This is a genomic window from Micromonospora sp. DT43 (assembly GCF_049841645.1).
GTDB lineage: Bacteria > Actinomycetota > Actinomycetes > Mycobacteriales > Micromonosporaceae > Micromonospora.
This window is the reverse complement of record NZ_JBNCKR010000019.1, coordinates 1-14,495: the sequence shown is the minus strand read 5'-3', so window position 1 is coordinate 14,495 and position 14,495 is coordinate 1. Positions and strand designations below refer to the sequence as shown.

At 71.6% G+C, this 14,495-nt stretch carries 13 protein-coding genes; 5 read left to right on the top strand and 8 right to left on the bottom strand.

What is annotated here, in order from left to right:
* Nucleotides 1–161 precede the first annotated feature (161 nt).
* Nucleotides 162–1,148, top strand: coding sequence for an N-acetylglucosamine kinase (locus ACLQ26_RS30200; protein ID WP_425747748.1), 987 nt, complete (start codon nt 162–164; stop codon nt 1,146–1,148).
* A gap of 71 nt (nt 1,149–1,219) precedes the next feature.
* Here ACLQ26_RS30200 and ACLQ26_RS30195 read toward each other — a convergent pair whose 3' ends face one another.
* The 3 genes from ACLQ26_RS30195 to ngcE all read right to left on the bottom strand — a co-directional run bounded on the left by ACLQ26_RS30195 (nt 1,220) and on the right by ngcE (nt 4,500).
* Nucleotides 1,220–2,119, bottom strand: coding sequence for a carbohydrate ABC transporter permease (locus tag ACLQ26_RS30195; protein WP_425747747.1), 900 nt, complete (start codon nt 2,117–2,119; stop codon nt 1,220–1,222).
* Complete coding sequence (locus ACLQ26_RS30190) at nt 2,116–3,024, bottom strand: carbohydrate ABC transporter permease (RefSeq protein WP_425747746.1); 909 nt, start codon at nt 3,022–3,024, stop codon at nt 2,116–2,118. The genes ACLQ26_RS30195 and ACLQ26_RS30190 overlap by 4 nt, the downstream gene beginning before the upstream one ends.
* Before the next feature lie 63 nt (nt 3,025–3,087).
* Nucleotides 3,088–4,500, bottom strand: coding sequence for an N-acetylglucosamine/diacetylchitobiose ABC transporter substrate-binding protein (gene ngcE, locus ACLQ26_RS30185; RefSeq protein ID WP_425747745.1), 1,413 nt, complete (start codon nt 4,498–4,500; stop codon nt 3,088–3,090).
* Between the two features lie 253 nt (nt 4,501–4,753).
* On the opposite strand from ngcE, the gene ACLQ26_RS30180 reads away from it, so the two are divergent.
* Nucleotides 4,754–5,650, top strand: a complete 897-nt coding sequence (locus tag ACLQ26_RS30180) for a glutamate cyclase domain-containing protein (RefSeq protein WP_425747744.1) — start codon at nt 4,754–4,756, stop codon at nt 5,648–5,650.
* Here the strand turns inward: ACLQ26_RS30180 and ACLQ26_RS30175 are convergent.
* Both ACLQ26_RS30175 and ACLQ26_RS30170 read right to left on the bottom strand, forming a co-directional pair.
* On the bottom strand, nt 5,634–6,458 hold the full coding sequence (locus ACLQ26_RS30175) for a hypothetical protein (protein WP_425747743.1): 825 nt from the start codon (nt 6,456–6,458) through the stop codon (nt 5,634–5,636). The two genes, ACLQ26_RS30180 and ACLQ26_RS30175, sit on opposite strands and share 17 nt — an antisense overlap.
* 19 nt (nt 6,459–6,477) lie before the next feature.
* On the bottom strand, nt 6,478–7,338 hold the full coding sequence (locus tag ACLQ26_RS30170) for a hypothetical protein (protein ID WP_425747742.1): 861 nt from the start codon (nt 7,336–7,338) through the stop codon (nt 6,478–6,480).
* Between the two features lie 111 nt (nt 7,339–7,449).
* Between ACLQ26_RS30170 and ACLQ26_RS30165 the strand changes: the two genes are divergently transcribed.
* Nucleotides 7,450–8,418: a hypothetical protein gene (locus ACLQ26_RS30165; protein WP_425747741.1), complete on the top strand. Its 969-nt coding sequence runs from the start codon at nt 7,450–7,452 to the stop codon at nt 8,416–8,418.
* A gap of 13 nt (nt 8,419–8,431) precedes the next feature.
* Here ACLQ26_RS30165 and ACLQ26_RS30160 read toward each other — a convergent pair whose 3' ends face one another.
* Both ACLQ26_RS30160 and ACLQ26_RS30155 read right to left on the bottom strand, forming a co-directional pair.
* Complete coding sequence (locus tag ACLQ26_RS30160) at nt 8,432–9,865, bottom strand: MFS transporter (RefSeq protein ID WP_425747740.1); 1,434 nt, start codon at nt 9,863–9,865, stop codon at nt 8,432–8,434.
* 32 nt (nt 9,866–9,897) lie between these two features.
* Nucleotides 9,898–10,299, bottom strand: a complete 402-nt coding sequence (locus tag ACLQ26_RS30155; protein ID WP_425747739.1) for an SgcJ/EcaC family oxidoreductase — start codon at nt 10,297–10,299, stop codon at nt 9,898–9,900.
* A gap of 219 nt (nt 10,300–10,518) precedes the next feature.
* Here ACLQ26_RS30155 and ACLQ26_RS30150 point away from each other — a divergent pair, with 219 nt between their 5' ends.
* Nucleotides 10,519–11,535 (top strand): sigma-70 family RNA polymerase sigma factor, encoded by a 1,017-nt coding sequence (locus ACLQ26_RS30150; protein ID WP_425747738.1) that lies wholly within the window; start codon nt 10,519–10,521, stop codon nt 11,533–11,535.
* On the opposite strand, the gene murD is transcribed toward ACLQ26_RS30150, so the two are convergent.
* Nucleotides 11,532–12,881, bottom strand: a complete 1,350-nt coding sequence (gene murD, locus ACLQ26_RS30145) for a UDP-N-acetylmuramoyl-L-alanine--D-glutamate ligase (RefSeq protein WP_425747737.1) — start codon at nt 12,879–12,881, stop codon at nt 11,532–11,534. The two genes, ACLQ26_RS30150 and murD, sit on opposite strands and share 4 nt — an antisense overlap.
* Nucleotides 12,882–12,964: 83 nt before the next feature.
* Between murD and ACLQ26_RS30140 the strand changes: the two genes are divergently transcribed.
* A complete protein-coding gene (locus ACLQ26_RS30140) occupies nt 12,965–14,314 on the top strand; it encodes a hypothetical protein (RefSeq protein WP_425747736.1) in 1,350 nt (449 codons plus the stop codon).
* The last annotated feature ends 181 nt before the right edge of the window (nt 14,315–14,495 follow it).

The following is a 14,495-nucleotide window of genomic DNA, read 5'->3' as shown; positions in this document are numbered from 1 at the left end:
AAAGTTCTTACTGAACGGCCCTCCGTGTCAAGACTGTGGGCGAAGTTTTCAAACTGTTACCTGGCGCACAGGCCCTCGCGGCCGCCCGAAGTTGCCCTACGCGGCCGCGCCGACCAGCATGAACAGGCCCAGCACCGCGCAGCGCAAGGAGGCCCGTGCCGATGTCCGACACCGTCGTGGTCGGTCTCGACGTCGGGGGTACGTCCACCCGGGCGACAGCCCTGACCCTCACCGGCGAACGCCTCGGCACCGGTCGGGCCGGCGGTGGCAACCCCACCAGCCACGGCGCCGAACGAGCCGCCGCCGAGCTGCTGACCGCGCTGCGCGCCGCGCTCGCCGACGTCGACCCGACCCGGGTGGCCGCCGGCACCATCGGGCTGGCCGGCGCCCCCCGGCTGCTCGCCGACCCCGACGGACGGGCCGCCTTCGACCGGGCCTGGCACGACGCCGGCCTGCGCTGCCCGTACGCCGTGCACGGCGACGCCCTGGTGGCCTACGCCTCCGGCACCGCCGAGCCCGACGGAACGGTGCTCATCGCCGGCACGGGCGCGATCACCGCGCAGGTCACCGACCTGCGACTCGACCGGATCGCCGACGGCCACGGCTGGCTGCTCGGCGACACCGGGTCGGGCTTCTGGCTCGGCCGCGAGGCGGTCCGCCGGCTCCTCGCCGACCTGGACGCCGGCCACGCGCCCGGCACGCTGGGCGCGGCGGTACTCACCGACCTGCTGGGCAGCGCCGACGTCGCTCCCCGCCCCCGCGACACGGTGGACGCCACGATCCAGGCGGTCACCCGCCGGCCGCCGATCGAGCTGGCCCGGCTGACGCCACTCGTCGTCACCGCCGCGACCGACGGCGAACCGGTCGCCACCGCCCTGATCGCGGAGGCCGCCACCCACCTCGCCGAGAGCGTCGGCCGGATCCGCCCCGCGGGGGCGACGACACCTGTGGTCCTCGGTGGCGGGCTGCTCACCGCGGACACCCCGCTGGCCACAGCCGTCCGCGCCGAGGTCGGCCGACGCTGGCCGTCCGCGCCCCTGCGCACCGCCGGCGACGGGGCCGCCGCCGCGGCCTGGCTCGCCGCCCGCGACCTACCCGAGGTCACCGACCCGGCGGCCCTACACGCCCGACTCTTCCCCAACCCCTGACCCACCCACCCGCCGAAGGCTCGGTCGGGCGGCTGGAACGGTGATCGGGATCGGTCAGCAGCGAGCGCGTCCTACTTCAGTTGGCCGGCGGTGAGGCCGGCCTGGACCTGCCGCTGGAAGGCGACGTAGATCGCCAGCACCGGCAGCACCGCGATGCTCAGCCCGGCGAAGAGTCGGGCGTAGTCGCCCGCATATCCCTGGCTGACCGACAACGCGAACAGCCCCTGGGCGAGCATCCACTTGGACTCGTCGCCCTGCATCAGCACCTGCGGCAGCAGGAACTGGTTCCAGTGGCTGAGGAAGTTGAAGATCCCCACACTGATCAGTCCCGGACGTGCCATCGGAAGCATCACCCGGAAGAACAGCCGGAAGTGGCCGCAGCCGTCGACCATTGCCGCCTCGGCCACCGAGGTCGGCAGGGTCCGGAAGAACGCGGTCAGGAAGAACACCGTGAACGGCAGCGAGTACGCCGCGTACACCAGGATCAGGCCGGTCCAGGTGCCGAAGAGGCCGGCGTTGCGGACCACGAAGAACAGCGGCACCAGTGCGAGGAACACCGGGAACATCAGGCCGCCCACGAACAGGTAGTAGAAGATCTGCCGGCCACGGAACTCGTAGCGGGCGAAGACGTACGCGGCGGCGGCGCCCATCAGCATGGTGAGGCTCACCGAGCCGGTGACCACCACGAGGCTGTTGAGGAAGTACCTGCCGATGTGCGCCCCGGTCCACGCCCGCGCCCAGTTGTCCCAGCGCAGGGCCTCGGGCAGCCCCCAGGGGTCGGCCAGGATCTCGCCGTTGGTCTTGAACGAGCTGAGGAACATCCACAGCAGCGGCAGGACGGTGAGCAGGCCCCAGAGCAGCAGGAAGCCGTGCGAGAGAGCGTTGGCGACGCCGAGTTCCCGGCGGACCGGGCGGTCCCGGCCGGCGGCCGGCGTCGGCGCGGTGACTGTGGGCTGGTCCAGTGTGGTCACGAGTACTCGATCCGATCGCGCCGGCCGACCCGCAGCGACAGCACCGCCACCGAGAGGGTCAGGAAGAACATCACCACGCCGATCGCCGAGGCGTAGCCGAACTTGGTCTCGCTGCCGAAGGCGGTGTCGTACATGCGGACGCCGATCACGTCGGTGGAGAAGTTCGGCCCGCCGTTGGTCATCAACTGGACGAGGATGAAGCCGTCCAGGGCGAAGATCGCCAGGTAGACCCAGGCGACCTGCACGGTGTCCCAGAGCAGCGGCAGGGTGATCCGCCGCAGTGTGGTGAACCGGGACGCGCCGTCGAGCAGCACCGCCTCGTAGATCTCCTTCGGCACGGCTGACATCGCGGCGCCGAACAGGACGACGTAGAAGCCGACGTTGCTCCACACCATCACCGCCAACACACACCAGAAGGCGGTCGCGGGGTCGCCGAGCCAGGTCGGAGCGGGCAGGCCGACGGCGTGCAGCGCGCTTGTCAGCAGCCCCTTGTTGGGGTGGTAGACCTCCTTGAACAGCAGCGCGATGATCACCACGGAGAGCACCTGGGGAAAGAAGTACACGGTGCGGTAGAACGCGCCGCCGCGTACGCCCGTGACTCCGGCGCGGCCCCGGCGCCCGCCCAGGGCGAGCATGGTGGCGAAGAAGAGCCCGACCCCGATGGTCAGCACGGGCACCAGCACCAGCAGGATCGCGTTGTTCGTCAGCGCGTTCCAGACGTAGTCGTCGTGCCACAGGGCCTTGAAGTTCGCCAGGCCGACCGGATTGGCGTCGGCGGAGTAGCCGAGCCAGTCGGTGGTGGAGATCTGGAACGCCTGCAGGTACGGCGAGACGACGAAGAAGACGTACAGCAGCACCGGCGGCACCAGGAACGTGACGATCAGCGGCCACTTGCCATGTCTCACGAGAGGACCCCTTCCGTTGGGTACGGCCGGTGGGGGTGGATCTCTCCCCCACCGGCCGGGCGGTCAGGCCGCTCGCTTGTACTTCTTGATCGAGCTGTCCTGGGCGATCGAGTCGGCGCCCTTCTGGCACTGCTCAAGGAACTCCGCCGGGCCGATCCGGCCGCTGAAGAACTCGCCGCACGCCGCGTCGACGAGGTTGCGCTCCAGCTTGCGGTAGTAGTTGTTGTAGACCCAGTTGAAGCCGTTGGCGCCGGACGCGTCGAGCGCCTTGACCACGGTGTTGAGCCCGTACGGCAGCTCGACGCCCTCGCTCGCGCCGGCGACCACTGTGAGGCTGGCGACCTTCTTCGTGAAGTCCTGGGCGCCCTTGCGCGACAGCATCGTCCGGAAGTACTCCAGGCCACCGGCGAGGTTGCGGGCCTTCGCGGGCACCATGAACGGCTCACCGGCGGTGCCCCGGATCGCCTCGAACGGCAGCTTGTCGCCGCTGCCCAGGCTCGGGGTGGGCGCAATGGTCATGTTGAACCCGGCCGGCGTGACGTCCTTCTGCTCACTCTCCAGCCAGGAGCCGCAGGAGATGAAGGCGGCCTTGCCCTGGCACCAGGCGGTCTGCGACTGCTTGTGGTCCAGGCCGGGCGAGCCCTCCAGGATGAACTTGTCCTTGACGATCTGGTGCCACGCGTCGGCGGCCGTCCGCATCGAGTCGGACTTCCAGGCGTTCGGCTCCAGGTTGTCGATGGCTGTCGCCACCGACGGCCCACCCAGCTTGATCGCGGTGGCGATCAGCGGCCAGCTCATGTAGCGCGGGTGCAGCCCCGCGTACGTCCAGGGGGCGATGCCGGCGGCCTTGATCTGCCGGCAGAGCGCGATGTGCTCGTCCCAGTTCTTGGCGTACGACCAGCCGCGGTCGGCGAAGAGCTTGCTGGAATACCAGATGCCGTACGCCGTGTAGGTGTAGTTGAGCACCAGGAACTTGCCGTCGTACGAGCCGACCTCGACCGCGCCGGGCAGCAGGGTGTCGCGGACCGTCTTGCCGGGCACGTCGAGGCTCGGCGCGGCGAGCAGGTCGCCCAGATCGGCGATGGCGTTCTGGCTGACCAGGCCGTTGAAGTCGATCTGGCCGGCGCCGGAGTTGTTGACCACGTCCGGCGGGGTGCCGTCGACGAAGCGCGGCTGGAGGGTCTTGCTGATCTCCTGGGTGGCGGAGTGCTTGATCTTCGCCTTCGGGTACTTCTCGGTGTACATGGCCTCGTGGGCCTTGGCGTACTCCTCACCGAAGCCGCCGCCGAAGATCACCACCTCGAGCGGGGCGTCCTCCTTCACGCCGAGCGGGTTCTCGGCGCTCTTGGTGCCCTGGTAGGTCTCGGCATCGCCCTTGTCACCGCCGCCGGTCGCGCAACCGGTCAGCAGGCCGGCGGCGGGGGTGGCCAGCAGGCCGGCAGCGGCACTGCGCCGCAGGATGTCACGCCTGTTCATCAGGTCTCCTCGGGTCGGGTCGGGCGGATCGCCGGTAGTGGGGGAAGGTGTCCGCCGCGCGAGGCACGTCGATTCTCTTCAGTTAACGCGTTGTTGCTGAAGAATTTCTACGACAGCGGGGCTCCGACTTCAAGTCCTGACTGTCGAACCGTTATCACCACCGCCTGCCGCGACCGCTCAGGTCGGGGTGGGGAACCTCGCTGGCCGGGGCCTCCTACCCTGGGTCCGTCCACTCTCGCCGGGGAGGCACGCGATGCGTATCGACGAGACCATCGCCGCGCTGGAACGCGTTGCCGCCCGCGAGGTGGGCCGAGGCAGCGAGGCACTGGCCGCGCCTGCGGCCGGCGGCCTGTTGGCCGCCGCCCGGTCGCTCGCCGCCGACGGAGCGCCGGACGCCGCGGTGTTCACCGGGTTCTTCATCCCTGGCGCCGAACCGCCGGCGGCGGAGACCGACGGCCCGCTCGGCGCGGTGCAGATCGCCGCCGCGCTGCGCCTGCTCGGCGGCCGGTGCCGGCTCGTCACCGACGAGCCCTGCGCGCCGGTGGTCGAGGCCGCCGTCGCCGCCGCCGCGCCGGGCCTGCCCGTCGACGTCGCGCCACTGCGGGGGTACGAGGAGTGGGCCGCGGCCCTCCTGCCCCGCTACGGCCGGCTGACGCACCTCATCGCCTGCGAACGGGCCGGACCCGGAGTCGACGGGCGACCCCGCAACATGCGTGGCGAGGACATCGGCGCGCACACCGCGCCCCTGGACCGGCTCTACCGCGCCGGGTCGGCCTTTCGGATCGGCATCGGCGACGGCGGCAACGAACTCGGCATGGGCCTCCTGCCGGCGGACCTGATCGGACGGGTGGTCGCCTCGGGCGAGCGGATCCGCTGCGTGGTGGGCGCGGACGCGCTGCTCGTCGGCGGCACCTCCAACTGGGCCGCCGCCGCCCTCGTCGGCGCGCTGTCGTTGCTGCGCCCCGACGTGCCCGAGCTCCGGACGCTCCTGGAGCCCCCGTGGTCGTACGACCTGCTGACCGCGATCGTGCGCGCGGGCGCGGTGGACGGGGTACGCCGCCGCCCCACGCTCAGCGTCGACGGCCTCGACTGGCAGGCGTACGCCGCACCACTCACCGAGATCGCCGACCTCGTCAGGGCCGGCCGGTAGGGGTGGGTGGCTCGGCCGCCGGCCGCAGAGGTCTCGACACGCGTCTCGGCGGGCTGGCCCCGGCGACTGCGCGGGGGCGCAGCGGCAGGTGCAGGGCGGCGGCGACCACCGCGAAGGCCACCCAGCCGGCACCCAGCGCGACGGCCGGCGAGACGTCCTGAACGTAGTGGTACGCGGTGAGGAAACCGACAAGCGCGAGGCTGTTGCGGACGAAGTGCCCGCTGAACTCGAACAACTGACGGCGAGCCTCGACGGCGACCAGGACTCCCGAGTACGGGAACGTCACCACCATGCCGCGCAGCACCGTGCCGAGCAACGCGGTGAGGATCGCTCCGACGAAGATCACTACCAGCTTGAGCAGCGCGGGCAGGCCGTCCGTACGCGTCTCGGCGACGGCGACCTGGTCGTCAGCGGCTGCGGTGCGCAGGTTGGCGCTCCGGCGGGCGCGACGGCGCAGCAGCAGCATGGCCGCAAGCCAGAGCACGAGAGTGCCGGCGAGGGCGACCTCGAACGGGATGTCGACGGCCAGCAGACCGGCGCTCAGCGCCACGTACACACCGATCCCCGCGCCGTCGGCCAGCAGGATCGGCCAGCGCAGCCGCTGGTGGGTGACCGCCACGGTGACGAAGAAGAGGTTGAGCCCGAGCACGCCGAGCACCTGCGCGCCGCCCACCCCGTACGGGGTGCTGACCAGGGCGAGCGTCATCGGCAACGGCAGGCTGTAGACAAGCGCCCGGAGCCGGACCGAGCGGATCACACTTACCGCCCAGACCACTACCGTCACCAGCAGGACCGCGCTCCACGTCATGGCGTCCCCGTCTCCGCCGTCAGTCCTGGAAGGTAGCGGCGTTCACGCAGACGTCGAACACGCGACCGAGACGCTCGACGTCCGCCCGGTTGACCGAGAACTGGTTCTCGCCGATCTCGCCGTGTGCTGTCATCCGGGCCTCCCAACAGCTCGACCCGTCCCAGAGTGTCAGATTGACCAGGAGCTGTGGACTGACCACACCGAAGGGCAGCAGACCCACCCGCGCCCCGGCCGCGCGCTGTCGCTGCACCAGAGCGGACAGCTCGTCGGTGAGCGTGGCGTAGACGAAGACCCGGGTGATCCGGACACCCCGTTGCAGGGCGGCGATGTTCGCCTCCCAGTAACGCCGGCCGATCTCGCTGCGCCACCAGCTCAGCTCCCCGCTCACCCGGGGCATCACGTTTGTCAACGCGTCCAGCCGGTGCACGCAGCCGCGGGTCGCGCCGACCAGGTCCTCGTCCTCGTCGCCGCGCCGGATGATCCGCCCCTGCGCGAGCTGCTCGGCCTCCAGTCGGAACTGCTCGTAGCGCCGCTGCGCCTCCGCCGCGACCCGCGTACCCGCGTGCTGCTCGGCCGCCTCCCGCATGGCGCCGGCCAACTCCGTGGTGGTGTGCACGAGCCACGGCGGGCCGTCCAGCAACGTCCGCAGGTGGAATCGGCGTTCCGCGCGGGCCAGCGAGTCCACCAGCAGCGAGATGGTGATGCCCATCAGGCCGGCCAGCAGCGACTCCACCCCGGAGGCGGCGTTGGTGAGGTCGAGAATGACGCTGAGGCTGATCGACAGCGTGATGCCGACAAGCGCCACCGGGTCGGTGTGCGCCACCAGGCGCGCGAAGCCGTCGGAGGCGCCGCCGCGCCCCCGCCACTGACGACGGGGCACGTTCCGGGGCATGTCACGGGCCAACGCACGTCTCCCCTCCGCCGGTGCCGTCAGGGTAGACGCCTGCCACAATCGCCGGCCCCGCCGAGCCGGGGCGGTAGCATCCGGCAGGTGCAGAGCGCGGACGCGGGCCCGTCCACCGGGACGGTCGCCGAGCAGATCACGGCGGACGTCCGGGCCTGGGTCGACTCCACCCCGCTCCGCGGCCTGGTCCGGCACTTCGGCGGAGACTGGCCGGCCGGCGACCTCGTCGACGTACTCCGGTTCCTCGACGACTTCTCCGCCCGGCACTGGGACTTCCGGCAGGGGCGGGAACGCCCGGACGCTCGGGAGCCGACCTTCGACGCGCCCACGTCGAGGCTGGTCCTCGACGCGGCCGCCACGCTCGGCATGGTGCGTGCGACACCGCCGGCCCGCCCGGCGTACGCCCACCTGGTCGTGCTGGGCGGCCTGGCGCACGCCTGCGTGCGTCGCGTCGCGTACGCCGCGCATCTGCTGCGGACCGGCCTGCGGGTGGCCGGCGAGGTCGCCGTGCTGGGCAGCTTCCGACCGCTGTCCGAGTGGGAACGGGCCACCCTTGCCGACGCGGGCCTGCCACCGGACGAGACCGAGGTGGACGTGCTGGACACGGCGGTCCGCCGGGTGTTCGGGGTGACCGCCCCGACCGAGCAGGCAGGCGTCGACGCCGGTCACCCCCACCACTCCTGGTCGTCGCGGACCTACCGGCCGCGGGGCCTGCCCGCGGTACGGGTACTGGCCGCGCCGTCCAGCGAACCGCACCGGCGGCGCGCCCACACGGCGGACACGCAACGGTTCTGGGCCGAGCACGTCCGGCTCGCGCCGGACGACGAGGTGCTGATGGTCACCGCGCCGATCTACGTGCCGTTCCAGCACTGCGACGCGCTGCGCACGCTGGCCGTGCCGTACGGGTGCGGCATCGAGACCGTCGGGGTGGATCCGACGCTTGCCGACCTCGCGGTGCTGCCCGAGCAGACGCTCACGCCGGGGCGCTACCTCCAGGAGATCCGCTCGGCCATCCGCTCGATGCGCGCCCTGCACGACCAGGTCACCCGGCGGTGACCCGGACGGCTGGTCATCCTGCCGTGGACTCGGCGGGAGCGGCACGCCCGGTGGTCGTGACCGACGCGAGGCGGTGGTGTCGCGGTAGCACGAGGCCGGCAGCGGTCGCCGCGAAGGCGAGCACGGCCGAGACGCCCATCGCCGGAACGTAGCCGTCGCTGAACAGACCAGCGGTGGCGTAACCGCCGGCCGTGGCGAAGACGGCGCCGGTGAGGGCGACCCCGAACGCGCCACCGAACTGCCGGAGGGTGCTGAACGTGCCCGATGCCCGGCCGATGTCCTGCGGCGCGACGCGGCTGACCACCGATCTGGTGACGGCGGGAAGGGCCAGCGAGAACCCGAGGCCGCCGACGGTCATCGCCACGGCGGTCGTGGCGTAGCCGATGCCGGGCTCGGAGATCAGCGCGATCCATCCCATGCCCACGCCGAGCAGGAGCGTACCGACGATGACCAACGCCCGTTCGCCGATCCGATCGGTGAGCGCGCCCGCCCGTGGCGCGATGAGGAACGGTGCGATTCCCCACGGCAGGAGCCGCAAGCCGGCCTGTACCGCACCGTGGCCGAGTGCGACCTGCTGGAACTGGGCGGTGAAGAAGATCGCGCTGGTCAGCGACGCGTTGATGAAGAACACCGCAGCGTTGCCGGCGGAGAAGGCCGGTGCGCGGAACAGCCGCATCGGCAGCATCGGAGCGGGGGTCCTCAGCTCGCGGACGATGAACAGGCCGCCGAGCAGGATCCCGCCGACAAGTGTCGACACGGTCTCGGCGCTGCTCCACCCGGCCGCGTTGCCGCGTACCAGGGCCCACGTGACGCCCAGCGCCGACCCGGCGGCCAGGGCCAGGCCCGGAAGGTCGAGCGTGCCACCGGGCCCGCGGGTCTCGGCTACCCGGCCGAGCACCAGCGGAATCGCGACAAGCGTGATCGGAACGTTCAGCCAGAAGATCCACTGCCAGGCGAGGTGCTGGGTGACGACGCCACCCAGCACCGGCCCGGCGACCGCGGCGAGCCCGGTCACGCTGCCGTAGATGCCTGTCGCCCAGCCACGCCGCTCGGGCGGGAACGCGCCGTTGAGCAGGCCCAGCGCGACCGGCATGATCATCGCCGCGCCGGCGCCCTGCGCGACCCGCGCCGCGATCAGCGAGCCCGCCTGGGTGGACAGCGCGCAGGCGGCCGATGCCACGGCGAACAGGCCCAGCCCGATCGCGAACAGGCGACGCCGCCCGTAGCGGTCGCCCAGCGCCGACCCGGTCATCAGCAGGACCGCGAAGCTGAGCGTGTAGGCGTTGACGGTCCACTCAAGGTCTTCGAGCGACGCGGCAAGGTCCCGCTGGACGGCGGGCAGCGCTGTCGCCACCACCAGCATGTCCAGCACCACGACGAACGATGCCAGGGAGCTGAGGGCCAGAACCCACCGCTGTGCCGGCGTTGTTGTTCCTGTCGTTTTCACGTTCTTCTCCAGGGGTGGACGAGGCGGAACGGTCAGGCGGCGGGGCAGTCGTGGTAGGCCTCGACGAGCCAGCGCCCGGAGCGGTTGGACAGGATCCACGTGGCGATCGACCAGCCATCGGCGCCCGGCTCGTCCTCGCCGGCGTCGACTGTCACGCTGCGGCTGATCACGATCGCGGTGACGTCGTCGAGGAACCGCACGCCCTGCACGCGGTGGACGCGCCTGGTGCCCCTGAGCTGGTCGGCGAACGCGGCCGCCATCGCGGTACGGATCACCGCCCTGCTCAACAGGGCGACCCCGGGCAGTACCGCGGTCGCGTCGTCGGCGTAATGCGCGACGAACGCGTCCACGTCGTTGTCCACCCATGCGGCCGAGACGCTGTCGATCACCGCTTGCACCGCCCGCTCGGCGGTGTCCTGGCTCGTGGAACTCATGGTCGCCTCTTCTCGATCTGGGAGGTGCCCTGGGTGGCCTGGGGATCAGGCGACCCGGCAGCTCACCGGTCACGAGTGCAGACTCACCGGATGGATCGGACTGGTCGGCCACCGACAGCGACGTGGCCTTCGCCACACCGAAGCCCGGACCGATCACTTTCCGACGGACCGAAGGTCTGTACCAGGACAGGTCAGGCCGCGGACGGGTGGAGTGACGACATGACCCAGGCAGCGCAGGCTCCGGTGCGGGGGACGGACGACGAGGAGTTCTCCCGGCTCACCGAGCCGTTCCGCCGCGAACTCCTGGCGCACTGCTACCGCATGCTGGGCTCGACGCACGACGCCCAGGACGTCGTCCAGGAGACCTACCTGCGGGCCTGGCGCGGCTTCTCCGGTTTCGAGGGCCGATCGTCGCTGCGGGTGTGGCTGTACCGCATCGCCACCAGCGCCTGCCTCACCACACTCAAGCACCGCAGTCGACGGGTCCTGCCCTCTGGGCTGGGCCCGTCCGGCGACCCGGACCAGCCACTGACGGTCGCCGGCCCCGACGTCGCCTGGGTCCACCCGCTGCCGGACGCGGAGATGCCCGGCACCGACCCGGCCACGATCGTCAGCACCCGCAGCAGCGTCCGGCTCGCCCTGGTGGCAGCCCTGCAATACCTTCCGGCCCGACAGCGGGCCGTGCTGATCCTGCGCGACGTGCTCGCCTGGCACGCCTCCGAGGTCGCCGACCTGCTCGACACCACCACCGACGCGGTAAACAGCGCGCTCGCCCGGGCCCGCGCGCACCTGGCTCGCACCGGCCTCACCGAGGACATGTTCGCCGAACCGGCCGATCCGGCCGACCGGATGCTGCTCGACCGGTACGCGCGGGCCTTCCAGAACGCGGACACGGCAGCGCTGCTACAGGTGCTGCGCGAGGACGTCACGATGGAGATGCCTCCACACCTGACGTGGTTCGCCGGACGCGACGCCGTCCTCCGCTTCCTCACCACCACCGTGTTCGGCCGCGCCGAGGCGATCCGCGCCATTTCGGCGACGGCCAACGGCCAGCCGGCGCTCGCCACCTACACCCGCGGCGCCGACGGGCTCTACCACCCCCACAGCCTCCAGGTGCTCACCCTCACCCGAGCGGGCGTCTCCCGGATCGTCTCCTTCCACGACCGGAGCCTCTTCGCGCTTTGCGGTCTCCCGGCGTGCGTCGACGGAGACGGCCGGCGGGTCGAAGGACGCTAGGGCGTGGCGGTGTCGGCGACGGCCTGGGCGAAGACCTCGGAGCGGTGCTCGAAGTTGCGGAACCGACCGTAGCTGGGCGCGGCCGGGGACAGCAGCACCACCCCACCGGCAGGGGTCACCTCCCGGGACAGTCGGACCGCCTCCACCAGGTCGTCGACCAGTTCGGTCCGCACCTTGGGCAGGCCGTCGAGGGCCGCGACGATGCGGGCGCCGCTGTCCGGGATGCCGATCACGGTCAGCTCCCGCTCGGCGAGGTGCTCGGCCAGGGGCGTGTAGTCCAGTCCCCGGTCGGTCCCGCCGACGATCACCGTCAACGGCCGCCCCTCGTACGCGTCGATGGCGTGCATGGCCGCGTACGGGCTGGTGGCCAGGGTGTCGTCGACGAAGGTCAACCCGGACGGGTCGGTGATCTCGGTGAGCCGGTGGGCCAGCCCCTGGAACTCGGCGACCGCGACGGCGAGGTGGTCCTTGCCGGCCACCACGTCCACGCCGAGCGCGTCGAGCACGGCGAGGGCCACGCACAGGTTGCCCTCGTTGTGCCGGCCGACAAGCGGGAGCACGGCACGCGGGAAGAGCGGCTGGTCACCGAGGTGGAACCACTGCGTGCCGTCCGCGCCGGTGGCGACGTGGGTGGTGTCGGGGCGGCCGGCGCGGACGGCCGGCAGCTCCCCCAGTTCGGCGGCGAGCCGGGGGTCGGCGCCGTTGACCACTATCGTCTGCGGATCGTGGGCGAGCAGGTTGAGCTTGTCGCGGTAGTACTCCCGTTCCCCGCCGTGCGCGTCCAGGTGCTCGGGGAAGAGGGCGGTGACCACTGCCACCCGGGGTGAGTCGGTGAGGTCGCTGCACTGGTAGCTGGACAGCTCCAGCACGTACAGCTCCGCGTCCGGCAGGTCGAGGGTCGGCACGCCGATGTTGCCGCCGAAGACGTTCGGGCGGCCCATCGCGGTGAGCAGGTGGCTGATCAGGCTGGAGGTGGTGCTCTTGCCCTTGCTGCCGGTGACCCCGACGGTGCGCGCGGCGTGGTCGGCCATCCACAGCGCGGTGCCCTGGGTGACGGGCACGCCGCGTCGGCGCAGCTCGACCAGCCAGGGGTGGGTCTGCGGCACGCCGGGCGAGCGGACCACCACGTCGGCGGCGGCCAGCCGGGCGAAGCCGGCCTCGCCGGTGACCAGCGGGGCCGCCTCGGCCAGCGGGCCGTCCCAGGGCAGGGACAGGAAGTTGGCGCTGTCGTCGACGGCGACCAGCTCGGCGGGGCCGTGCGCGGCGATCGCCGTCACAGCGGCCCGGCCCTCCCGGCCGGTCCCCCAGACGGCGACGGTACGTCCGCGCAGGTCAGACAGGCGCACTGGGCTCTCCTCGGGGTCGCGGCGGCGGCAGGGCGGGGGCCCGGTCCGGACACGGCCGGACGAACCAGGGCCTAGTATGGCGTGTGCCCAACGAGCAGCTCCGGCGGATGGACGCCTTCACCTTCCCGTCCTACTCGATCGACTTCGCCACGGGCGAGGTGTTGTTCGACTACGCGCTCACCGGTCCGGCCGGTGAGCAACGGTTCACCGAGGTGATCACCCTTCCGCTGCCGGCGCAGCCGCCGTCGGACGAAACCGTGGCCACCCTGAGCCGGGTGCTGGAGGTGCTGCACCTCGTCGCCGGGGTCAGCTACTACAAGGTCGCCGCGCCGCCCCGGCTCGTGCTGCCGGCGCCGCTGGGCGCGGCCACCGTCGACTACGTCACGGCCGTCTACACCAGGGGCCTCGCGGAGTACGCGTACCGCAACCAGTTGCCGCACGTGCTCGAGTTGCGCCCGGAGGTGCCGGTCGGCGCACCGGAGCCGCCGCGGGTGTACGACGACTCGGACCGTCGCCCCCTCTCCGCTGTCGGCGGCGGCAAGGACTCGATCGTCAGCCTGGAGGCGCTGCGCCGCGCCGAGCTGGACCCGGTGCCGTTCTCGGTCAACCCGAACCACGTGATCGTCTCGGTAAACGAGGCGTCCGGGCTCACCCCACTCGCGGCCCGGCGGCGCATCGACCCGGTGCTGTTCGACCTGAACGCGGCGGGCGCGCTGAACGGGCACATCCCGGTCACCGCCATCAACTCGCTGATCGCGGTGGCGACGGCGGTGCTGCACGGGCTCGGCCCGGTGGTGATGTCCAACGAGCGCTCCGCGTCCGACCCGAACCTGGTCTGGAACGGCCACGAGATCAACCACCAGTGGTCCAAGGGCGTCGAGGCCGAGGGCCTGTTGCGGGGGGCGTTGGCCGAGCACGCCGGCCTGACCGAACCGTACTTCTCGCTGCTGCGGTCGCTGTCCGAGCTGCACATCGCCCGGCTGTTCGCCGAGTTCACCCGGTACGACGACGTGGTGACGAGCTGCAACCAGGCGTTCAAGCTGCGCGACGCGTCCGAGCGCTGGTGCCGGGACTGCCCGAAGTGCCGGTTCGTCTTCCTCGCGATGGCGCCGTTCATGCCCCGCGAGCGGGTCACCCACATCTTCGGCGGCGACCTGCTGGCCGACCCGGAGCAGATCCCCGGCTACCGGGAACTGCTGGGCGTGGACGGGCACAAGCCGTTCGAGTGCGTGGGCGAGGTCGAGGAGTCGGTGGTGGCTCTCGGCCTGCTCGCCGAACAGGACCAGTGGCGCGACGCCCCGGTGATCAAGGCACTTGTCGAAGCCGTACCGGAAACGGCCTGGTCCGCGGTGGCGACATCGGACGTCTTCACCCCCGGCGGCCCCAACCACATCCCCGAAACCTACGCAAAGGCCCTAACCACCCTGACCTAAACCCCACCCCCGCCCCCGACCCGCCCGGCCCGGCCCGGCCGGCCCGATCCCGCCCCGTTGATCATGAAGTTATTGCCACTCGCATCGGGGTGGTTTCTAGGCTGCAGTGCAACTGATCTTGGTTGTGGTGGAGGTGCTGGTGGCGAGGCCTGGTGTGGTGACGTTCGGGCATCGGCAGGTG